Here is a 19,690-nt window from a genome sequence, read left to right on the forward strand (position 1 = left end):
CGGCGCGGGCGTCGGCTCTATAGGCAGCGATGGACAATCTGACGCACAGCCTTGTCGGCGCGGTGCTTGGGCAGATGGGGCTCAAGCGGAAGACCGCGCTGGCGATGCCGACGCTGATCCTCGCCGCGAATCTTCCCGACATCGATGCGGGCTGGGCCCTTTACGGGATCGAGTCGCTCGCGATGCGGCGCGGTTTGACCCACGGGCCGATTGCGCTGCTGGTCCTGCCGATCCTGCTCTGCGCTGTGATGATCGCCTTTGATCGCTGGCAGCAAATGCGCGGCAAGCGCCCCCCGACGCACCCTCCGCTTTGCGTGGGCTGGCTGCTTGCGCTCGCTTACCTTGGCTGTCTCAGTCATCCGGCGTTCGACTGGCTCAACAATTATGGCATTCGTCTGCTCGAGCCCTTCAGTCATCGCTGGTTCTATGGCGATATGATTTTCATCATTGATCCGTGGATGTGGATTGCGCTCGGATCGTCCGTGTGGCTGTCGCTGCGCCATGAACGCGCCGGAACTGCCCGATGGACGCGCCCCGCGTGGATCGGTTTTGCCGCCGTTTGCGCTTATATTCTTGCAAACGGCCTGATCACCGAGCAGGCTGAGGCGCAGGTTCGCACTTTGCTGCGCGAGCAGGGGGTGGACGATGCGCTCGTGGTGGCGAGCCCGGTGCCGCTGGCCTTCTGGCGCCGCGACATCTTCTGGCGCGATGGCGTGCGCTATGGCAGCGGTACTTATGCGCTAGGCAGAGGCGGGGCGGCCGGGCCGGGGGCGCCGACCGGAATGGACGATGCGCGTCTTCGCCTCTGCGCTCAGGCCAGTCCGGCGGCGCGCGCCTTTCTCTTCTGGGCACGCATGCCAGTGGCGACCCGCGAGGGCGATGCGTTTGTCGTGCGCGACCAGCGCTTCATGCAATCTTTCGCAAAAGACCGCTTCATGGTGCGCGTCGAAGCACCCAAACCTGCCGGCTCCGACGAACAGGCAGCATGCGGCGGAATGACGTCACGCGAGAGGCAATTGTCAGGCTGCGGTATTTGCGGCACAGAGACGCAATGAACACGCATGTCAGTTCGCGGCGCGGCAAGGAGTTGCTGCGCGCCGACCGGGTATTCCGCTCGGGAGGCGGGCTGGCGTGGTTGATGGCACATGCGCCTGCGGGCCTGTTCCACCATATGCTCGACCGTATCGACCACGGTCTCGATCACGGTACGCTGGAGGGGCATCTTCCCGATGGAAGCGTGCGAATTTTAGGGGCTCGCGGCGCAGGGCCCACCGCGACCGTCCATCTTCACAGCTGGTCAGCGCTGGCGCGACTTGCGCTATCGGGATCGGTCGGCTGGTATCGCGCGTGGGAGCATCGTGAGTGGTCGTCGCCCGACCCGGTCCCTCTGTTCGACCTGTTTATGCGCAACGGAGAGGCGCTCGGCAGCGTCGGCCGCGCCCACGGACCATGGCGCTGGGTGAATAGCGCGGTTCACGCCCTTCATCGCAATAACCGTCGGGGCGCAAAGCGGAACATCCATGCCCATTATGATTTGGGTAATGATTTCTATCGCTTGTGGCTCGATTCTAATATGAACTATTCGAGCGCGCTGTTCGTCAGGCCTGACATGTCGCTCGACGAGGCGCAGACCGCCAAGGTCGACGCGATTCTCGACCGGCTTGATCTGCGCTCGGGCAGCCGCCTGCTCGAAATCGGCTGTGGTTGGGGCGCCCTCGGCGAGCGCGCCGTCGAGCGGCACGACGTCCTTTATACAGGGATCACGCTGTCGCCCGCGCAGGCAGAGGTGGCTCGGTCACGCGTCGCCGCGGCCGACCTCACAGTACGATCGCGTGTCACGCTTTGCGACTATCGCGATGTCGAGGGACCGTTCGACGCGATTGCGAGCGTGGAGATGGTCGAGGCCGTCGGACAGAGCTATTGGCCCGCCTATCTCGATGCCATCGCGCGCCTGCTCCGCCCTGGCGGCAAGGCGGCGATCCAGTATATCATGATCAAAGACACGCTATTTAAGGCCTATGCGGCGGGCAGCGATTTCATTCAGGCCTACATCTTTCCAGGTGGCTGCCTGATCTCTGAAAGCCGTTTTCGTGCGTTGGCGGAGGCGCGCGGCCTCGCATGGTGCAACAGGCAGGCCTTTGGCCGCGACTATGCCGAAACCCTGCGTCAGTGGTGGGAGCGCTTCGATGCCGTTGTTGCGGCCGGCAAGCTCCCTGCGGGATTCGACGATCGCTTTGTGCGCCTTTGGCGCTACTATCTTCAATATTGCGAAGGGGGTTTTCGGGGCGGCGGTATCGACGTCGCGCAAGTGACACTCGTCAAAAAAGGCTGAAAAAAAGGGAGAGGAAGGTTGGTGCGACGATATTTTGCAGCGGCGCTGCTTTGCGCCGCTGCAGCGGGCCATGGAACGCTCGCTGCAGCCCAGGTCACCGATAGTCTGCCAGAGGATCTGAATGTGCTGTTCTGGAGTCAGGATCAACGCGACGTCGCCTTCCGTACAATGGAAACCGTTCCCAAGGTCGCGGTTCACCCGGTTAAGGCGGGTGGAACGGTCTATCCGCTGCCTGTCGGCGCTCCGCTCGCGATCGGTGCCGATGTCGAGGCTTATATGGCCAAGCAGCGCCACGCGGGACTGATTATCGTCCAGGATGGCAAGGTCCGGCTCGAGAAATATGCGCTCGGCTATGGCTCTGATGGTCGTTGGACCAGCTTTTCGGTCGCAAAGAGCTTCACCTCTACGCTCGTGGGCGCCGCCGTGAAGGATGGGCACATCAAGAGCCTCGACGATAAGGTGACCGCCTATATCCCTGGGCTTAAGGGATCGGCCTACGACGACGTCAGCGTGCGGCAGCTTCTCACGATGACCTCGGGTGTCAGGTGGAACGAGGACTATACCGATCCCAAGTCCGACGTTGCCCAGTTCAATTTGCAAAAGCCCGTGGCAGGCGAGGATGTAACCGTCAGCTATATGAAGACCTTGCCGCGCGAAGCGCCCGCAGGATCAAAGTGGGTCTACAAGACCGGGGAAACCAACCTGATTGGCGTTCTCGTCTCGAGCGCCACGGGCAAAACCCTGTCCGATTATCTCTCGGAGAAGATCTGGAAACCCTTCGGGATGGAGCAGGACGCGGTATGGATGCTCGGGCCGACTGGCCATGAGATCAGCGGCTGCTGCCTGTCGGCCAGCCTGCGGGACTATGCGCGTTTCGGACAGTTCATCCTCGGAGGCGGCGTGGCGGACGGCGAGAAAGTGCTGCCGGATGACTGGCTCGCTGCGGCAACGACTAAGCAGGCAGACATAGACGTGCCGGGCCGCGGATACGGCTATCAATGGTGGACCAATGACGACGGAAGTTTCGCCGCACAGGGCATTTTTGGCCAGGGTATTTTTGTAGACCCGAAACGAAAGCTGGTGATCGCATCGAACGGCAATTGGCCCACCGCAACGGATCCTGAGGGTGTCGGGGCCGAACGCGAGGCCTTTTACAAGCTGGTACAGGCAGCGGTGGACCGCGAGGCGCCCTCATCCTGAACGCCGCCCCGGTTGAGGCCGGGGCGGCAATCGAGCCGATAATAAAGCGAAGCGGCGGCGCCTGCGCAGTGGCGACAGCCCATCAGGCCGATGCGAGGCTCGCTGTCCGCTGCGCCGCCCATCCGGCGACGAGCGGCACGGCAACCCCGAGGGCGATCACCCACCAGGCGTCGGCCAACGTCACCGCGCGGTAGAGGCCAGCACCGATTACCGCGCCCGCGACAATCCAGCCCGGTCCCGTGCGTCCCGAGACACGCATGGCGACCCATCCGCCCGCAAATGCGCCCACAAACCAGCCGATGATCAGCGCGGCGGTGGCGCCCGCAGGGATCAATATCTCGCCCGCCAACGGGTCATAGGCCTCGGGCGAGACTTCGCCGCCAGCATATTGCGCGATGAGAATGAGGGCGAAAGCGACGAAGATCCCGACCGCAGTTGCGACGAGCGAACGGAGAAATGTGCGGGCCATGGCGGTGCCTCTTGCAGATGCGAATGACCTGCTTGCTACTCGGAAGAAAGCAAAGATCGCGTTAAGCGTCGGCCATCACTTTCGGCAGCGCATGGTAGGCGGTACTGTCGAACCCCTCGGTCATCAATTTCGCAACAAACTCGCCGACCGCTGCCGGTTCCTTGATCCTCTGCGGATCCTCGCCCGGATAGGCGCGGGCGCGCATCTGGGTGCGCGTGCCGCCCGGATCGAGGATAGCGGTACGGACATTGGAGATATTGCGCATTTCCGCGCCATAGCTCGTCACCAGCACCTCAAGCGCCGCCTTCGATGCGGCATAGGCACCCCAATAGGCCCGGGGTTCGCGCGCAACGCCGGTCGACAGCGCGATCAGGCGGCCGCTTGCCGCGCGGCGAAGCAGGGGATCGAAATTAGCGATCAGGGCCTGCTGCGCGACCAGGTTCAAGGTCAAGAGCCTGTTGAATTCCTTGCCATCGATCGCGCCCACGGGAGTGAGCGTGCCGAGCATTGCGGCGTTGAGAACGAGCATGTCGAGATGCTGCCATCGTTCGGCCATCGCACTCGCGAGGCGGGCGATGCTGTCGCCGTCGGTCAGGTCGAGCGGCGCAATGGTCGCGCTGCCGCCATTGTTGTGGATGCGGTCCTCAAGCGCTTCGAGTCCTCCCGCGGTCCGCGCGGTAATAACGACGTGGGCACCGCGCGCTGCGAGTGAAAAAGCAATCGCTTCGCCTATGCCGCGGCTCGCGCCGGTGACGAGCGCGACCTGACCCGCCAGCTCTTCAGACATCTTGTTCATTCTGTCAGACTACCCGTTCAGCAAGCAGCGAAAATTGGTCTTCCAGCGCATGCTCGTCGAAATCGGTCAGCGTCGTTGGATAGTCGCCGGTAAAGCAGGCGTCGCAATATTGCGGAATATCGTCGTTGCGCTTCACTTCGCCAAGGGCGCGATAAAGACCATCGATGGTCAGAAAGGAAAGGCTGTCGGCGTTGATGAAATTCGCCATCTGGCCGATCGTCATCTGCGCTGCGAGGAGCTTCGCGCGCTCGGGCGTGTCGACGCCGTAGAAGCAGCTGTGCTGGGTCGGCGGGCTGGCGATGCGCATATGGACCTCGGCGGCGCCTGCATCGCGCATCATCTGCACGATCTTCAGGCTGGTCGTCCCGCGCACGATCGAATCGTCGATCAGCACGATACGCTTGCCTGCGATCAGCGCCTTGTTGGCATTATGCTTGAGCTTGACGCCGAGGTGGCGGACCTTGTCGCCCGGCTGGATGAAAGTCCGTCCGACATAGTGCGAGCGGATGATGCCAAGCTCAAAGGGAATACCCGATTCTTGTGCATAGCCGATCGCCGCCGGAGTGCCCGAATCGGGGACGGGGATGACCAGATCGGCCTCGACAGGATTTTCGCGCGCAAGCTCCGCGCCGATCGCCTTGCGGACTGAATAGACGCTCGTGCCGTCGACGATCGAATCGGGACGCGAGAAATAGACATATTCGAAGATGCAAGGGCGCGCGGGCCGATCGGCGAAGGGATGGTGCGAGGTCAGTTCGCCATCGCGAATGATGACAAGTTCGCCAGGTTCGACCGAGCGGACAAATTCGGCGCCGACGACATCGAGGGCCACGGTCTCGGACGCGAGAATGAAGGCGTCGTTGAGTTTGCCGATCACAAGCGGGCGGATGCCGAGCGGGTCGCGGCAGCCGATCATGCCCTCTGCGGTGAGGACGATCAGCGAATAGGCGCCCTCGACCTGCTTCAGCGCGTCGATGAAGCGGTCGAGCAAGGTGCGATAGCTCGAGGTTGCGACAAGGTGGATGATGACCTCGGTATCGCTGGTCGATTGGAAGATCGAGCCGCGGCGAACAAGAATTTTCCGCAACGCCGTCGCATTCGAGATATTGCCGTTGTGCGCGACGGCGAAGCCGCCGGTTGCAAGGTCGGCAAACAGCGGCTGGACGTTACGCAGCGCGGTTTCGCCGGTCGTTGAATAGCGGACATGGCCGATCGCAGATGCGCCGCCGAGCTGACGCATGATGTCGTCGCGGTCGAAATTGCCCGCGACATGGCCCATCGCGCGGTGCGTCTGGAATTCCTTGCCGTCAAAGGCTGTGATACCTGCGGCTTCCTGCCCGCGATGCTGCAGCGCATGAAGACCAAGAGCAACCACTGCGGCGGCGCTGTCGGCGCCATGAATGCCAAAGACGCCGCACTCCTCGCGGAGTTTGTCGTCGTCGAAGGGATGGGTCGTCAGCATGATGATCCGGGGCGTTGGGGGCGGCAACTGGCGCGCATATAGGAGCGCCGGAGGCAAATGTCGCCCCCTTGTTTGGACTCTTTTCGGCAATGGGCCTTTTCAGGCGCCTTCCGCCTGTCCTAAAGCGGCGGCATGGCCGACGCGCGCGATATCACCGACCGCTTCCTTCCCCGCTTCGATGCCGCAGGGCTGGTGAGCGCGATTGTCATCGACGCCGACACGCACGCACTGCTGATGGTCGCCCATATGAACGCGGACGCAATCCGGCTGACGCAGAATACGGGGCAGGCACATTTCTGGTCGCGCTCGCGCGGCGCGCTTTGGCGCAAGGGCGAGACTTCGGGCAACGGGCTGGAGGTGATCGAGATGCGCGTCGATTGCGATCAGGACGCTCTGCTTCTCATCGTGCGACCCGCGGGGCCGGCGTGCCACACGGGGCGTCGCTCCTGCTTTTACCGCCGCGTTGAGTGCGACGGGAGTCTCGCGTTCCTGGAAGATGATGCGCAAGCTTAGCTGGCTCTTTGCCCTTGGCGTTCTTTTCCTGACCGGCTGCACTCGGCCCCAGTCAGAGCAGCAGGACCGGTCCGTAGACGAGGCAAACCCGCTCGAAATTGCAGCGCGGGAGCGCGGCGTGGTCCGGCTTGGTGCGGCTGAGCCGACCGGCGTGTTCGAGCGCACGCACGAGCTTGGCCGGGACGCGCTTTGCGTCGTTCCGGTCGGCACGGGGTCCTGGCGCTTTGCTGTCAGCGCCGCATTCGGCCCAGGCCTCTCCTGCCACGCCGCCGGTTCTGTGGCGCGCGAGGGGGAGGGGTGGCGCTTCACCTTCGCGAGCGCCGAGGATTGCAGCATCGTGCTGCACGAGGAAGAGGATGAGTTGCAGCTGCCCGGCAAGCTCCCGCTGCAATGCGAGGGTCTTTGTCCGGGCCGGACATCGCTCGCGGGACTTCGTTTGCCGCGTGCGAGTTGGTCGGCCGCCGATGCGAAACGCTTGCAGATGCGCAACCGAGAAGGCAATATGAGCCGGCCGTGCAGCGATTGAGCCCCCGCGGACACCTCCAGATTCTGCGAGACTTGACGTTCACGTCAACGGAAACTAATCCTGTCGCCATGACCGACGAATACGGCCACGCTCACATTGATACGCCCGACCATCTGGGACGCGAACAGTTCAGCATCACTGATCTGTCGACCGAATTCGGCGTGACGGCGCGCGCCCTGCGGTTCTACGAAGATGAAGGGCTGATCAGCCCTTCCCGCAAGGGACTGTCGCGCATCTATTCCAAGCGTGATCGGGCGAGGCTTGCCTGGATCCTTCGCGCCAAGCGCACCGGGTTCAGTCTCGCGGACATTCGCGAGATGATCGATCTTTACGACGTCGGTGATGGCCGCAAGCTGCAACGCCAGGTGACGATCGAAAAATGCCAGGAGCGCATTGCGCTTCTGCGTCGCCAGCGCGACGATATTGACAGTGCTGTCGATGAGCTGTCACGCTTCATCGAAATGGTGAAGAAGGTCGACGCTGGCCAGAAGGCCGACTGAGCGCCTCCCAGGCAAGACCTGATCGCCCTGTAACCCGATTCCCGGAAGGATACCCCATGCCCGTCTATCGCGCTCCTGTTCAGGATACGCTCTTCCTCATCAACGATGTGCTTGGCATCGATCGCTATGCGAGTTTGCCGGGCTTTTCCAACGCCACGCCCGACATGATCGAGGCGGTGCTGAGCGAAGCTGGAAAATTCTGCGAGGAAGTGCTCTTTCCGATCAACTATTCGGGCGATCAGCAGGGCTGCACGCGGCATGCGGACGGGTCGGTCACGACGCCGGACGGGTTCAAGCATGCCTATAAGGCCTATTGCGATGCCGGCTGGACGCTGCTGACCCAGCCTGAGGAATTCGGCGGGCAGGGACTGCCGCATGTTGTTGGCTTTCCGGTCGAAGAATTTCGCATGGCGGCAAATCAGGCCTTCGCCATGTACCCCGGGCTGACCCAGGGTGCGATCGCGGCGCTCCTCGCGAAAGGCTCGGATGAGCAGAAGCGGCTCTATGTTCCCAAGATGGTGTCGGGTGAATGGGGCGGTACGATGAACCTGACCGAGCCGCATTGCGGCACCGACCTTGGCCTAATTCGCACGCGCGCGGTGCCAAATGGCGACGGCAGCTATGCGGTGACGGGCACGAAGATCTTCATCTCCTCAGGTGAGCACGACCTTACCGAAAATATCATTCATCTTGTGCTTGCGAAGACCCCCGACGCACCCGACAGCGTCAAGGGCATCTCCCTGTTCATCGTGCCCAAGTTCCTCGTCAACGACGACGGGTCGCTCGGTGAGCGCAATGGCGTTTCGTGCGGCTCGATCGAACACAAGATGGGCATTCACGCCAATGCGACCTGCGTGATGAACTATGACGGTGCAAAAGGCTGGATGGTCGGCGAGGAGAATAAGGGGCTGGCCGCGATGTTCATCATGATGAACGCGGCGCGCCTCGGCGTCGGCATTCAGGGGCTGGGTCAGGCCGATGCCGCGTTCCAGAATGCCGTCCAATATGCACAGGACCGCCGCCAGGGCCGCGCGCTGACTGGGCCCAAGGACCCGCAGGAAAAGGCCGATCCGCTGTTCGTTCATCCCGACGTGCGGCGCATGCTGATGGATGGCAAGGCGCTCGTGGAGGGGCTGCGCGCGCTGTGCCTATGGGGCGCGCTCCAGGTCGATCTGTCACATGTTGCAAAGAGCGAAGAGGAGCGCCAGCTCGCTGACGACCTCATCAGCCTGCTCACCCCGGTCATCAAGGGCTATGGCACCGACAAGGGCTATGAGGTTGCGACCAACGCGCAGCAGGTATTTGGTGGCCACGGCTACATCGAGGAACAGGGCATGAGCCAATATGTCCGCGATGCCCGCATCACGATGATCTACGAAGGTGCAAACGGCGTGCAGGCGATGGACCTTGTCGGCCGCAAGCTCGCGCAGAACGGCGGGCGCGCGGTGCAGGCCTTCTTCGCAATCGTCGATACCGAATGCGCCGCGGCGAAGGACGGCCCGCTTGCTGACCTGGCCGCGCGGCTCGAGAAGGCAAATGGCGAACTCAAGGCGGCGACGATGTGGTTCATGGCAAACGGCATGGCCAACCCCAACAATGTCGGGGCTGGCGCGCATCATTATATGCACATCATGGGCATCGTTGCCTTGGGCCTGATGTGGCTGCGCATGGGAGAAGCTGCCCAAAGTGCATTGGCTGAAGGCCGCGGCGACAGAGGCTTCCTCGACGCAAAGCTCGTGACGGCGCGCTATTTTGGTGAGCGCTTCCTGCCCGACGCGGGCGCACTGCGGCGAAAGATCGAGGCAGGCAGCGAGGCGATGATGGCGCTCGCTCCCGAGCAATTTTTCGCCGCCTGAGGGGGCGCCCACGCAACCTTCGCCGCTGCCGTGCGTGGCGTCGGCGATGAGCGAGGCCGATCCCATCCCGATCGTCGAAGCGGGGCGTAATTGCTGGCGGATCGAGCGCGCCGGCAAGGCGCGCATGATCGTCGACGCGGCGGATTATTACGAACTGCTCGCGCGGCTGATGGCCGATGCGAAAGAGCGGATCCTGCTGATTGGCTGGGATTTCGATCCGCGCATTTCGCTGACGCCCGATGCCGATGGCAGCGGCGAGGCGCTCGGCCATTATATGCTGCGCCTCGCGAAGAACTGCCCCGGGCGCGACATCGACATCCTGCGCTGGAATTTCGGCGGGCTGAAGCACTTCTTCATCCCGAGCATTCTTGCGATGATCGTGCGCTGGAAGGCCACGCGCTCGATCAGTTTCCGGCTCGATAGCGCGCATCCCGCAGGGTGCAGTCATCATCAGAAGGTTGCGGTGTTCGATGATCATCTCGCGGTATGCGGCGGGATCGATGTGGGCGCGCGCCGCTGGGACACGCGCGAGCATCAGGACGACGACCCGCACCGGCTGGCGCCCGACGGCAAACCCTATATGCCGTGGCACGATTCGACGATGATCCTGTCCGGGCCGGTCGGCGAAGCGCTTGCCGAACTTGGCAATGAGCGCTGGCAGCGCGCCACGAAAAAGCCGCTTCGCGACCTCAGCGGGACCGGCGAGCGCTGGCCCGCCGACCTTGAGCCCGATTTTCGCGACGTCGATGTGGCGATCTCGCGCACCCGCGCGGACTATGACGGCTGTCCCGAGGTCCGCGAGATCGAGCAGCTCTATCTCGACCTCATCGCGAACGCCAGGCGCTTCATCTATCTCGAAAATCAATATTTCACCTGCGGCAAGATTGCCGCCGCCATCGCCGAGCGTCTGAATGGGGATGATCCGCCGGAATTTGTCATGGTGATGCCGAAGACCGCCGACGGCTGGCTCGAACAGGTGGCGATGGATGCGGCGCGGGTAAAGCTGGTACGCGAGATCGCGAAGGCGAAGCACGGTGACCGGTTGCGGGTCTATTATCCGCGCACCGCGCGCGGGGACCCCATCTATGTTCATGCCAAGACCGCAATCGTCGATGACCGGCTGATCCGCGTCGGGTCGGCCAATTTGAATAATCGCTCGATGGGGCTCGATAGCGAGTGCGACGTGACGATCGACGCAGCCCTTTCGGCGAACCGCGGGATCGAGCCGTCGATTGCCCGGCTACGCGAGACGCTGATCGGGGAGCATCTCGGCGTGGAGCCCGGCGAAGTGGCACGACACTTCGAGCGCACCGGGTCGCTCATCGAGACGATCGAGGCGTTACGCGGCGAGGGACGTTCGCTTGAACGTCTGGATCTTGCCGCACCTGGCCCCTTCGATGACTTCATCGCCGAAAATGAGCTGCTCGACCCAACGAGCCCCGATGCGATGTTTGAAAGCCTGACTGAGCGCGGCCTCAGGAAAAGCTGGCATCGCGGCAAAGCGTGGATGAAACGGCGGCGCCGGTCCAGATAGAAAACAGGCGCCGGCTCAGTCCGCAAGCGACAGCAGATGGCGTGCCTGCTTGAGATGCGGGGCATCGACCATCTTGCCGTCCACCTGCAACACGCCGGCGCCCGGGTTGGACGCAAAGGCCTCGACGATGGCCTGCGCGCGCGCGACCTCGTCCGCGGACGGAGTGAAGGCGTCATTGATCGGCGCGACCTGCGAGGGGTGGATCGCCATCATGCCATTAAAGCCGTCGCGCCGTGCCCGTGCGGCATAGGCGGCAAGACCTGTCTCGTCCTTGATGGCCGGGAAAACCGTATCGATCGCGGCGACGCCCGCTGCATGGGCTGCGAACAATGTCAGTGCACGCGCGACCTGATAGGGCTCGGTATAGCGGCCGTCGGACTCGCGGCTCGTTGCAGCACCGATCGCGGCGGGAAGATCCTCTGCGCCCCAGGTGAGCCCGACAAGCCGCTCCTGGACCTCGCGGTAGCTGCCGAGCGTGAAGATCGCCGATGGCGTCTCGGTGGCGATTGGCAGAATGGCCGGTAACGACGCATCGGGGGCGGATTCGCTCCGCAATATGGTATCGAGCTGTGCGATGCTCGGCGCGCCTTCGGCCTTCGGTAGCATGATCGCATCGGGCCGGGCGCCGATGACGGCCGCGACATCAGCGGCGGTCATATGACCCTCGAGCGGGTTGACGCGCACGAGCGTCACGACTTCGCGCGGGCCCGCGAGATAATCCGCAATTTCGCGGCGCGCCGCCTCCTTGTTCGCGGGCGAAACCGAATCCTCAAGATCAAGGATGATCGCGTCGGCCCCCGACGCCGCGGCCTTCGCAAAGCGTTCGGGCCGGTCGCCCGGGACGAAGAGAAGCGAACGAAGACGCATCAGACGTCCCTTTTCTTGATCAGCGCCGATCGTTCGCACTGGCAAACGACCTCATCGCGCTGGTTGATGCAGCGGTGGTGGAAGGTCACGATACCCGCATTGGGCCGCGATTTCGATTCCTTGAGACCGACGACTTCGCTCGTGGCGCGCAGCGTGTCGCCGATGAACACCGGCTTCGGCATGACCAGCTTGTCATAGCCAAGGTTGGCAACGAGCGTGCCGAGCGTGGTGTCGCCGACCGACAGCCCCACCATCAAGGAGAAGGTGAAGGTGCCGTTGACGAGTATCTGCCCGAATTCGGACGCTTTCGCCGCCTCAATGTCGAGGTGCAGCGGCTGCGGATTGTGCGTCATCACCGTGAAAAGCAGATTGTCGGTCTCGGTGACCGTGCGGCGGATGTCGTGCGTCAGCGTGTCGCCGAGGGTCCACTCTTCGAAATATTTGCCGGCCATTATGCCTTTTCCTTCTCGATCTTCACCAAGAGTGCCTCGACCTCGACCTGCGCGCCAGCGACGGCATTGAGTTCGGCAACGATCCCGTCGAATGGCGCGATGAGGCTATGCTCCATCTTCATGGCTTCAAGCGTAAGCAATTTCTGTCCCTTGCTCACCGTCTCGCCCGCTGCGACATCTACCGCGATGATCTTGCCCGGCATCGGCGACAGGATCGTCCCGTCGCTCGCGGTGCCGCCTGCACCGCCAGCCGCACGCCAGGGCGTGAGCTGCCAGACTGCGCCGCGCTCGGCGATCAGCATCGCGGGCGCAGGCTTTTCGGCTCCCGGGCCATGAAGCCTCACATCGACACGCTTGCCATCGAGCAGGAACGGGGCGCTGCGCACCTCGGATGCATTAAGACGAAAGCCAGCGTGCTCGGAGCGCGGTACCATCGCCGTTGCAGCATTGGTGAGCGCCTGCTCGGACGGCATCGGCTCCGCGGTCAGGCTGTCGCCGTCGCGGCCGATCAGGCCGGTGTCAACCGCGCCCGCCACAAAGTCCGGGTGATCGAGCGCGGCGATGAGAAAGGCCGAATTGGTCTTCACCGGCCAGATCGCGCTGTCCTCGAGCATCTCTTGCAGAAGCTCGCGTGCCTCCTCGCGATCTTCGCCATGGGCGATGAGTTTCGCGATCATTGGATCGTAAAAGGGTGAGACCTCGGCCCCTTCATAGACGCCGGTGTCGACACGGCCGAGATGTTCGGGAAGCTGGAACAGTTCAAGCATCCCGATCGAAGGCAGGAAACCCCTGGCGGGGTCTTCGGCATAAAGCCGCGCTTCCAGGGCCCATCCGTTGATCGCAAGCTCCTCCTGCGTCAGCGGGATCGGCTCGCCGCTTGCGACGCGAAGCTGCCATTCGACGAGGTCGACGCCGGTGATTTCTTCGGTCACCGGATGTTCGACCTGCAGGCGGGTGTTCATCTCCATGAACCAGATGCGATCGGCGCGCAGCCCCTCGCTCGCGTCGGCAATAAATTCAATGGTGCCCGCCCCGACATAGTCGACGGCCTTGGCCGCCCGAACGGCGGCGGCGCAAAGCTCGGCGCGCGTCGCCTCGTTCATGCCGGGGGCAGGGGCTTCTTCGATGACTTTCTGGTGTCGCCGCTGGAGCGAGCAGTCGCGCTCGAACAGATGGACAACATTGCCGTGGGTATCGCCGAAGACCTGAACCTCGATATGACGCGGGGTCAGAATATATTTCTCGATGAGGACATGATCATTGCCGAATGATGCCGCGGCCTCGCGCTGGCATGAGGCGAGAGCATCGGCGAAATCTGCCGCCGCATCGACTTTGCGCATTCCCTTGCCGCCGCCGCCCGCAACGGCCTTGATGAGGACGGGATAGCCAATTTTTGCCGCCTGCTCGGCGAGAAACGCCGGATCCTGATTCTCGCCCATATAGCCTGGTGTCACTGGCACCCCGGCGTCGGCCATCAGCTTCTTCGCCGCGTCTTTGAGCCCCATTGCAGTGATCGAGGAAGCTTTGGGACCGACCCAGACGAGGCCGGAGTCGATAACGGCCTGGGCGAACTCGGCGTTCTCGGAGAGAAATCCGTAGCCGGGATGGATGGCCTCTGCCCCCGAGCGCTTCGCCGCGGCAATGATCTTCTCGCCCACGAGATAGGATTCGCGCGCCGGCGACGGCCCGATATGCACAGCCTCGTCGGCTTCGCGCACATGCATCGCCTGCGCATCGGCATCCGAATAGACCGCTATGGTCCTGATACCCATGGCCCTTGCGGTGCGGATGATACGGCAGGCAATTTCGCCGCGATTGGCGATGAGAAGGGAGGTGATCATTTGGCTTCGCTAACCTCGAAGTGCAGAACATGCGGCTCCTTCTCGATCAGGAAGTCCGCGTCGAATTCATAATATTTTGCGGCGTCGACCGGCGTTCCGGCGAAGGCCTCGATGGCCGCAAGATCATCCCAGAAGGTCAGCATTTCGAAATGCACCATCCCCTCGGATTCGCGGTGGAGGCACCATGCGCCGCGATTGCCGGGCACCGACCTGTAATCGGGAATGGCGACGTCGAGCATCAGCTGCCGGTAGGCCTCGGCCTTTGGCCGTGGGACAATGCCATGCCAGCGCCGCGCGATCATGGCTTGGGGCATCCTGTTCTGCGCTGAGTCCAGGTGATGTTGAGGACGCGCCAGGTCCCATCCTGCTTCAGGAGGTCGACATGATTGATTCCGCAATGCGACAGTTTGCCGTCGAGTGTGAAAATATAGGGCGACCAGACCATCGCGATGGGCCCATCGACATGAACATGCGGGTCGACGAGCTTTTCCACCGGAGCGCCCGGAATATCGGGCAGCCGCTGCGCGAATTCGCTCCAGCTACTGAAATGGAATTTTTCCGTGCCGTCGTCGCCGATCGAGGCTGCCGTGGGCCGGCCCTCAGGCACGGTAAGCGCCGCGATGGCAGCGGGGTTCTTCGCTGCGAGCGCTTCGAACATCTGCTCAAGGATGGCAAGCACCGCCCGGGATTCATCGTCTGATCCGTGCATCGCATGCTGCGCAAGGGCAGGGGTAGCGGCGCAAAGCGCAAGCGCGGCAGCTGCCTTTCGATACATTGTTTCTCTCCTCACATCCGGAACACCCCAAAGCCGCGGTCCGAAAGCGGGGCATTCAGCGTCGCCGCAAATGCAAGCCCCAGGACATCGCGTGTTTGGGCCGGGTCGATGATGCCGTCGTCCCAGAGCCTCGCGGTGGCATGATAGGGATTGCCTTCATCTTCATATGTCTGGCGGATCGGCGCCTTGAAGGCTTCGGCCTCTTCCGCCGTCCATGTGTCGGCGTCGCGGTGGACGGTCGCCAGCACCGACGCGGCCTGCTCGCCGCCCATCACGCTGATCCGTGCATTGGGCCAGGTGAAGAGAAAGCGAGGGCTATAGGCGCGCCCGCACATGCCGTAATTGCCTGCCCCAAAGCTGCCGCCGATGAGCACCGTGATCTTTGGTACCGTCGCAGTCGCGACGGCGGTCACCAGTTTTGCACCATGTTTGGCAATGCCCTCGGACTCATATTTTCCGCCCACCATGAAGCCGCTGATATTCTGGAGGAAGAGGAGGGGGATGCGGCGGTGCTGCGCCAGTTCGATGAAATGCGCGCCCTTGACCGCGCTTTCGCTGAACAGCACGCCGTTGTTTGCGAGGATCGCGACCGGAATTCCCCAGATGTGCGCAAAGCCGCAGACGAGCGATGCGCCATAATTCGCCTTGAACTCGTGAAACTCGCTGCCGTCGACGATGCGGGCGATGACTTCGTGCACATCATAGGGCGCGCGGACGTCCTGCGGGATGATGCCGTACAGCTCTTCGGAATCATATTTCGGCGGCCGCGGATCCTTCATCTCGACCCTGAAACCTTCGTCGGCGCCGAGATGACTGACGATATCGCGGACGATCGTCAGCGCATGCTCGTCATTCTCGGCGAGATGATCGACGACGCCCGATTTTTTCGCGTGGAGATCGCCGCCGCCGAGCTCCTCGGCGCTGATTTCCTCGCCTGTGGCTGCCTTGACGAGCGGCGGACCGGCAAGGAAGATTGTGCCCTGATTGCGCACGATGACGGTCTCGTCGCTCATCGCGGGCACATAGGCGCCGCCCGCGGTACAGCTTCCCATCACGCAGGCGATCTGGGGAATGCGCTTGGCACTCATATTCGCCTGATTGAAGAAGATGCGCCCGAAATGGTCGCGGTCGGGAAAGACCTCGGCCTGATGCGGAAGATTTGCGCCGCCTGAATCGACGAGATAGATGCACGGCAGACGGTTTGCCTCGGCGATCTCCTGCGCGCGAAGATGCTTCTTCACGGTCATCGGGTAGTAAGTGCCGCCCTTCACCGTTGCATCGTTGCACACGATCATGCACTGGCGGCCTGAAACGCGCCCGATGCCGCAGATGAGGCCTGCACCTGGCACTTCGCCCTCATAGAGGTCGCACGCGGCAAGCTGGCCGATTTCGAGAAATGGCGAGCCGGGATCGAGCAGCCGTTCCACGCGTTCGCGGGGGAGCAGCTTGCCGCGGCTCGTGTGGCGCTCGCGCGACTTCTCATTGCCGCCTAGCGATGCTTGCGCCACGCGCGACCAAAGCTCGTCCCTCAGCGCGCGATTATGTGCGGCATTGGCACGAAAGGTCTCGCTATCGATCTGGACCATGCTTTGCAGGACCGGTGCGCTCACGTTCTTCTCTCTCCTGTCGCGGGCCGCTTGGGTAATCCGGCGCTTGTCGATTGAGAAGCGCCGCAGGCCGAAATTGGTTGGCATTGAAACCAAATCATCACAGGCCTATCCCCCTTGCATATTTCCCAAAGCTTGAGGTTATCAGCCCATGAAAAAGACCGTTTTCACTCTTTTGCTGTCCACGGCCGTGATCGTTGCGGGTCCTGTTGCCTGCACGAGCGGCAAGGATGATAGCTCGGCCGCCTTCTCCGTCGGTACCGAGCTCGGGATCGACAAGGCCGCGATGGACACCAGCGTGAAGCCGGGTGACGATTTCTATGCCTATGCGAATGGAAACTGGCAGAAAATAACCGAAATTCCCGCCGACCGTTCCTCGACCGGCGCCTTCTACGCCGCCTTCGTCGAGACGGAGAAGCGCAACCGCGAACTGGTCGACGCGATCGTCAAGGGTACGCCCAAGGAAGGCAGCGACGAAGCGCGCATCGCCAATTTCTACAAGGCCTATATGAACACACAGGGCATCGACGCCGCGGGCATGAAGCCGGTCGAAGCCGATCTCGCGCGCTTCGCCGCGATCAGCGACAAGGAAGAGCTGTCGAAAGTGCTCGGCGAGCAGATCCGCGCCGACGTTGACCCGCTCAATGCGACCGACTTCAATACCGAAAATCTTTTCGGCATCTTCGTCACCCAAGGCCTCGCGACCCCCGGCGAGGTGCTGCCCTATATGCTGCAAGGGGGGCTCGGTATGCCCGAGCGGGAATATTATCTCTCCTCCGACGCCAAGATGGCGACGCTGCGCACGGCCTATCAGGCCTATGTTGCCAAGCTTCTGACCGCTGCTGGCATTGCCGACGCTGACGCGAAGGCAAAGCGCATCTTCGATCTTGAGATGAAGATCGCCAAGGCGCATGCGACGCGCGAGGAGAGCGAGGATTTCACCAGGTCGGCGACCGTCTGGAACAAGGAGGAATTCGCCAAGAAGGCGCCAGGCATCGACTGGCCGGCCTTCTTTGCGGCGGCGAAGCTCGACGGCGCGACAAAGTTTGCCGCCTATCATCCAGGCGCCATCACCGGCCTGTCGGCGCTCGTGGCCTCGCAGCCGCTCGACGCCTGGAAGGACTGGCTGACGTTCCACCAGATCAACAGCCATGCCGATGTGCTGCCGAGCGCGATCGATCAGGCGCATTTTGCCTTCTATGGCACGACCCTGTCGGGGACGCCCCAGCAGCGCAGCCGCGACAAGCGAGCCCTCGCGGCGCTCGACACCTATCTCGGCGACGCGGTTGGCCGCGCCTATGCGGAAAAATATTTCCCCGCCTCGGCCAAGGCCGAGGTCCGCGACATGGTCGAAGGCATCAAGGCTGCCTTTGCAAAGCGGGTTGAGGCGATTGACTGGATGGCCCCCGAAACCAAGAAGGAGGCGCTGAAGAAAGTCGAAACAATCGCGGTAGGCGTTGGCTATCCCGATAGCTGGCGCGACTATGGCAGCTATTCGGTCAGCGCGGACAATGCCTATGCAAACGCGGTCGCGGGTGAGAAGGCGGAATATGCGCATCAACTCGCCAAGATCGGCAAGCCGATGGACAAGGGCGAATGGTGGATGGTCCCGCAGACGGTCAACGCGGTCAACCTGCCGGTTCAGAACGCGCTGAACTTCCCTGCCGCGATCCTCCAGCCGCCCTTCTTCAACCCGCAGGCGGACCCGGCCTATAATTATGGCGCGATCGGCGCGGTCATTGGCCACGAGATCAGCCACAGCTTCGACAATAATGGCGCGGCCTTCGATTCGACCGGCGCGCTGCGCAACTGGTGGACCGCCGCCGATCTCAAGAAGTTCGAGGAAGCGGGCGCCGCGCTTGCAGCGCAGTATGACGCGTACAGGCCGTTTCCCGACCTTGCGGTCAACGGCAAGCTGACGCTCGGCGAGAATATCGCTGATGTGGCAGGACTTCAGGCCGCCTATGACGCCTACCGGGCGTCGCTGAAAGGCAAGGAGGCGCCGGTGATCGACGGCTTTACGGGCGACCAGCGTTTCTTCATTGCCTATGCGCAGACCTGGGCGACCAAGATGCGCGACGAGGCGCTTCGCGCGCGGATTGCGACCGACGGACACGCACCCGGCATGTACCGCGCGCTGACGGTGCGCAACATCGATGCGTGGTACAAGGCTTTCGACGTCAAGGAAGGTGACAAGCTCTACCTCGCGCCCGACAAGCGCGTGCGCGTGTGGGGATAATGGCGGGCAGGGGCGGGGCACTCAGTCGGTCCCGCCCTTGCTGCCCGGCTCACCCGGCTTTTCCTTCAGGATCAGATAGCGATAGACGCCGACGCAGTTGATGCCGAGAAGGGCAATATTCTGCCACCCGATGCCCTCGCTGTCGGATTGCAGAAAGCCCCAGGCGATCAGGGCGAGACTGCTCGTCACGAAGATGACGAAGGCCCAGCCTGTCCAGCGCCGCCCGAGATTGAGCGAGACGAGGAGCGCGGCGAGCGTTGCCGCTCCGGCGCCATAATATTGCAGTGCGTCGAGCAGCCTGTCGCTCATTTCCCGGTCTTCCCGAAAACGAACTCGAGCTTCAATCCGTCGGGATCGGCGAAGAAGAGCGCATAATAGGTCGGGCCGTAACGCGGATAATCGGCGGGCGCGTCGAATTTTGTCGCTCCGATGTCGCGCAGGAGTTTGTGGAGCGCATCGACGTCCTCGCGGCTGTCCGCGGCCCATGCAAGGTGATGGAGACCGGGAGAGTAGCGATCATGCACGCGGGCCGCACCCTCGCCGCGCGCTTCGATGATCCCGAGCGAATGGAACGGTTCCCCCGCGCGATCCCAATCGCTGCCATGGTCATGGTCGGCAACGCGGCGATAGCCGAGGAAGCCGAGAACCGCGTCGTAGAAGAGACGGAAGCGATGCTTGTCGGTGACCGTGAGGTCGATATGGTGGAGAAATCCGCGCATGG

The 19,690-nt window shown here is 62.7% G+C and carries 20 protein-coding genes; 9 read left to right on the forward strand and 11 right to left on the reverse strand.

Features of this window, described 5'->3' with window-relative positions; genetic code table 11:
* The first annotated feature begins 29 nt into the window (after positions 1-29).
* Genes B5X69_RS03430 through B5X69_RS03440 form a run of 3 tightly spaced genes read left to right on the forward strand, consistent with a single transcriptional unit; the run spans position 30 to position 3,532 of the window.
* On the forward strand, positions 30-1,055 hold the full coding sequence (locus tag B5X69_RS03430; protein WP_079637314.1) for a metal-dependent hydrolase: 1,026 nt from the start codon (positions 30-32) through the stop codon (positions 1,053-1,055).
* Positions 1,052-2,332 carry an SAM-dependent methyltransferase gene (locus B5X69_RS03435; protein ID WP_079637315.1) on the forward strand — a complete coding sequence of 427 codons (1,281 nt, stop codon included), beginning with the start codon at positions 1,052-1,054 and terminating at the stop codon, positions 2,330-2,332. Before B5X69_RS03430 ends, B5X69_RS03435 begins: the two co-directional genes overlap by 4 nt.
* A gap of 18 nt (positions 2,333-2,350) precedes the next feature.
* The gene (locus tag B5X69_RS03440; protein ID WP_139375652.1) at positions 2,351-3,532 is read left to right on the forward strand and encodes a serine hydrolase domain-containing protein; all 1,182 of its coding nucleotides are present in this window, start codon (positions 2,351-2,353) and stop codon (positions 3,530-3,532) included.
* 82 nt (positions 3,533-3,614) lie between these two features.
* On the opposite strand, the gene B5X69_RS03445 is transcribed toward B5X69_RS03440, so the two are convergent.
* The 3 genes from B5X69_RS03445 to purF form a co-directional block, all read right to left on the reverse strand.
* Positions 3,615-4,001, reverse strand: a complete 387-nt coding sequence (locus B5X69_RS03445; protein ID WP_079637316.1) for a hypothetical protein — start codon at positions 3,999-4,001, stop codon at positions 3,615-3,617.
* 61 nt (positions 4,002-4,062) lie between these two features.
* Complete coding sequence (locus tag B5X69_RS03450; RefSeq protein ID WP_079637317.1) at positions 4,063-4,797, reverse strand: SDR family NAD(P)-dependent oxidoreductase; 735 nt, start codon at positions 4,795-4,797, stop codon at positions 4,063-4,065.
* A gap of 4 nt (positions 4,798-4,801) precedes the next feature.
* Entirely contained in the window at positions 4,802-6,259 is a 1,458-nt protein-coding gene (gene purF / locus B5X69_RS03455) for an amidophosphoribosyltransferase (RefSeq protein WP_079637318.1), read from the reverse strand.
* 132 nt (positions 6,260-6,391) lie between these two features.
* On the opposite strand from purF, the gene hisI reads away from it, so the two are divergent.
* The 5 genes from hisI to B5X69_RS03480 all read left to right on the forward strand — a co-directional run bounded on the left by hisI (position 6,392) and on the right by B5X69_RS03480 (position 11,188).
* A complete protein-coding gene (hisI, locus tag B5X69_RS03460; protein ID WP_079637319.1) occupies positions 6,392-6,772 on the forward strand; it encodes a phosphoribosyl-AMP cyclohydrolase in 381 nt (126 codons plus the stop codon).
* The gene (locus tag B5X69_RS03465; protein ID WP_079637413.1) at positions 6,759-7,298 is read left to right on the forward strand and encodes a hypothetical protein; all 540 of its coding nucleotides are present in this window, start codon (positions 6,759-6,761) and stop codon (positions 7,296-7,298) included. The genes hisI and B5X69_RS03465 overlap by 14 nt, the downstream gene beginning before the upstream one ends.
* 68 nt (positions 7,299-7,366) lie before the next feature.
* Complete coding sequence (locus tag B5X69_RS03470; protein WP_053554452.1) at positions 7,367-7,798, forward strand: MerR family transcriptional regulator; 432 nt, start codon at positions 7,367-7,369, stop codon at positions 7,796-7,798.
* Positions 7,799-7,854: 56 nt separating this feature from the next.
* Complete coding sequence (locus B5X69_RS03475; RefSeq protein ID WP_079637320.1) at positions 7,855-9,654, forward strand: acyl-CoA dehydrogenase C-terminal domain-containing protein; 1,800 nt, start codon at positions 7,855-7,857, stop codon at positions 9,652-9,654.
* Between the two features lie 46 nt (positions 9,655-9,700).
* Positions 9,701-11,188, forward strand: coding sequence for a phospholipase D-like domain-containing protein (locus B5X69_RS03480; protein WP_079637321.1), 1,488 nt, complete (start codon positions 9,701-9,703; stop codon positions 11,186-11,188).
* 15 nt (positions 11,189-11,203) lie between these two features.
* Here the strand turns inward: B5X69_RS03480 and B5X69_RS03485 are convergent, their stop codons facing one another.
* From B5X69_RS03485 to B5X69_RS03510, 6 genes are read right to left on the reverse strand one after another with little or no spacing between them, the layout of a single operon-like run.
* Positions 11,204-12,055, reverse strand: coding sequence for an HpcH/HpaI aldolase/citrate lyase family protein (locus B5X69_RS03485; RefSeq protein ID WP_079637322.1), 852 nt, complete (start codon positions 12,053-12,055; stop codon positions 11,204-11,206).
* On the reverse strand, positions 12,055-12,507 hold the full coding sequence (locus tag B5X69_RS03490) for a MaoC family dehydratase (RefSeq protein ID WP_079637323.1): 453 nt from the start codon (positions 12,505-12,507) through the stop codon (positions 12,055-12,057). The genes B5X69_RS03485 and B5X69_RS03490 overlap by 1 nt, the downstream gene beginning before the upstream one ends.
* Positions 12,507-14,348 (reverse strand): acetyl/propionyl/methylcrotonyl-CoA carboxylase subunit alpha, encoded by a 1,842-nt coding sequence (locus B5X69_RS03495; protein WP_079637324.1) that lies wholly within the window; start codon positions 14,346-14,348, stop codon positions 12,507-12,509. Before B5X69_RS03495 ends, B5X69_RS03490 begins: the two co-directional genes overlap by 1 nt.
* Positions 14,345-14,650, reverse strand: a complete 306-nt coding sequence (locus B5X69_RS03500; protein WP_079637414.1) for an antibiotic biosynthesis monooxygenase — start codon at positions 14,648-14,650, stop codon at positions 14,345-14,347. Before B5X69_RS03500 ends, B5X69_RS03495 begins: the two co-directional genes overlap by 4 nt.
* The gene (locus tag B5X69_RS03505; RefSeq protein ID WP_079637325.1) at positions 14,647-15,123 is read right to left on the reverse strand and encodes a hypothetical protein; all 477 of its coding nucleotides are present in this window, start codon (positions 15,121-15,123) and stop codon (positions 14,647-14,649) included. The genes B5X69_RS03500 and B5X69_RS03505 overlap by 4 nt, the downstream gene beginning before the upstream one ends.
* 11 nt (positions 15,124-15,134) lie before the next feature.
* Positions 15,135-16,733, reverse strand: a complete 1,599-nt coding sequence (locus B5X69_RS03510; RefSeq protein WP_079637415.1) for a carboxyl transferase domain-containing protein — start codon at positions 16,731-16,733, stop codon at positions 15,135-15,137.
* Between the two features lie 148 nt (positions 16,734-16,881).
* Here B5X69_RS03510 and B5X69_RS03515 point away from each other — a divergent pair, with 148 nt between their 5' ends.
* Entirely contained in the window at positions 16,882-18,969 is a 2,088-nt protein-coding gene (locus tag B5X69_RS03515) for a M13 family metallopeptidase (protein WP_079637326.1), read from the forward strand.
* Positions 18,970-18,990: 21 nt separating this feature from the next.
* On the opposite strand, the gene B5X69_RS03520 is transcribed toward B5X69_RS03515, so the two are convergent.
* A complete protein-coding gene (locus tag B5X69_RS03520) occupies positions 18,991-19,278 on the reverse strand; it encodes a hypothetical protein (protein WP_079637327.1) in 288 nt (95 codons plus the stop codon).
* On the reverse strand, positions 19,275-19,688 hold the full coding sequence (locus B5X69_RS03525; protein WP_245798567.1) for a VOC family protein: 414 nt from the start codon (positions 19,686-19,688) through the stop codon (positions 19,275-19,277). The genes B5X69_RS03520 and B5X69_RS03525 overlap by 4 nt, the downstream gene beginning before the upstream one ends.
* Positions 19,689-19,690 lie beyond the last annotated feature (2 nt).

It is taken from the genome of Sphingopyxis flava, assembly GCF_900168005.1.
GTDB lineage: Bacteria > Pseudomonadota > Alphaproteobacteria > Sphingomonadales > Sphingomonadaceae > Sphingopyxis > Sphingopyxis flava.

Excerpts from the sequence above, each read along its gene's own strand:
- B5X69_RS03475 (WP_079637320.1), top strand. The coding sequence starts at position 7,855 with ATGCCCGTCTATCGCGCTCCTGTTCAGGATACGCTCTTCCTCATCAAC.
- B5X69_RS03490 (WP_079637323.1), bottom strand. The coding sequence starts at position 12,507 with ATGGCCGGCAAATATTTCGAAGAGTGGACCCTCGGCGACACGCTGACG.
- B5X69_RS03525 (WP_245798567.1), bottom strand. The coding sequence starts at position 19,688 with ATGCGCGGATTTCTCCACCATATCGACCTCACGGTCACCGACAAGCAT.
- B5X69_RS03515 (WP_079637326.1), top strand. The coding sequence starts at position 16,882 with ATGAAAAAGACCGTTTTCACTCTTTTGCTGTCCACGGCCGTGATCGTT.
- B5X69_RS03500 (WP_079637414.1), bottom strand. The coding sequence starts at position 14,650 with ATGATCGCGCGGCGCTGGCATGGCATTGTCCCACGGCCAAAGGCCGAG.
- B5X69_RS03520 (WP_079637327.1), bottom strand. The coding sequence starts at position 19,278 with ATGAGCGACAGGCTGCTCGACGCACTGCAATATTATGGCGCCGGAGCG.
- B5X69_RS03430 (WP_079637314.1), top strand. The coding sequence starts at position 30 with ATGGACAATCTGACGCACAGCCTTGTCGGCGCGGTGCTTGGGCAGATG.
- B5X69_RS03450 (WP_079637317.1), bottom strand. The coding sequence starts at position 4,797 with ATGAACAAGATGTCTGAAGAGCTGGCGGGTCAGGTCGCGCTCGTCACC.
- B5X69_RS03495 (WP_079637324.1), bottom strand. The coding sequence starts at position 14,348 with ATGATCACCTCCCTTCTCATCGCCAATCGCGGCGAAATTGCCTGCCGT.
- hisI (WP_079637319.1), top strand. The coding sequence starts at position 6,392 with ATGGCCGACGCGCGCGATATCACCGACCGCTTCCTTCCCCGCTTCGAT.
- B5X69_RS03445 (WP_079637316.1), bottom strand. The coding sequence starts at position 4,001 with ATGGCCCGCACATTTCTCCGTTCGCTCGTCGCAACTGCGGTCGGGATC.
- B5X69_RS03470 (WP_053554452.1), top strand. The coding sequence starts at position 7,367 with ATGACCGACGAATACGGCCACGCTCACATTGATACGCCCGACCATCTG.
- purF (WP_079637318.1), bottom strand. The coding sequence starts at position 6,259 with ATGCTGACGACCCATCCCTTCGACGACGACAAACTCCGCGAGGAGTGC.
- B5X69_RS03435 (WP_079637315.1), top strand. The coding sequence starts at position 1,052 with ATGAACACGCATGTCAGTTCGCGGCGCGGCAAGGAGTTGCTGCGCGCC.
- B5X69_RS03480 (WP_079637321.1), top strand. The coding sequence starts at position 9,701 with ATGAGCGAGGCCGATCCCATCCCGATCGTCGAAGCGGGGCGTAATTGC.
- B5X69_RS03465 (WP_079637413.1), top strand. The coding sequence starts at position 6,759 with ATGCGCAAGCTTAGCTGGCTCTTTGCCCTTGGCGTTCTTTTCCTGACC.
- B5X69_RS03505 (WP_079637325.1), bottom strand. The coding sequence starts at position 15,123 with ATGTATCGAAAGGCAGCTGCCGCGCTTGCGCTTTGCGCCGCTACCCCT.
- B5X69_RS03485 (WP_079637322.1), bottom strand. The coding sequence starts at position 12,055 with ATGCGTCTTCGTTCGCTTCTCTTCGTCCCGGGCGACCGGCCCGAACGC.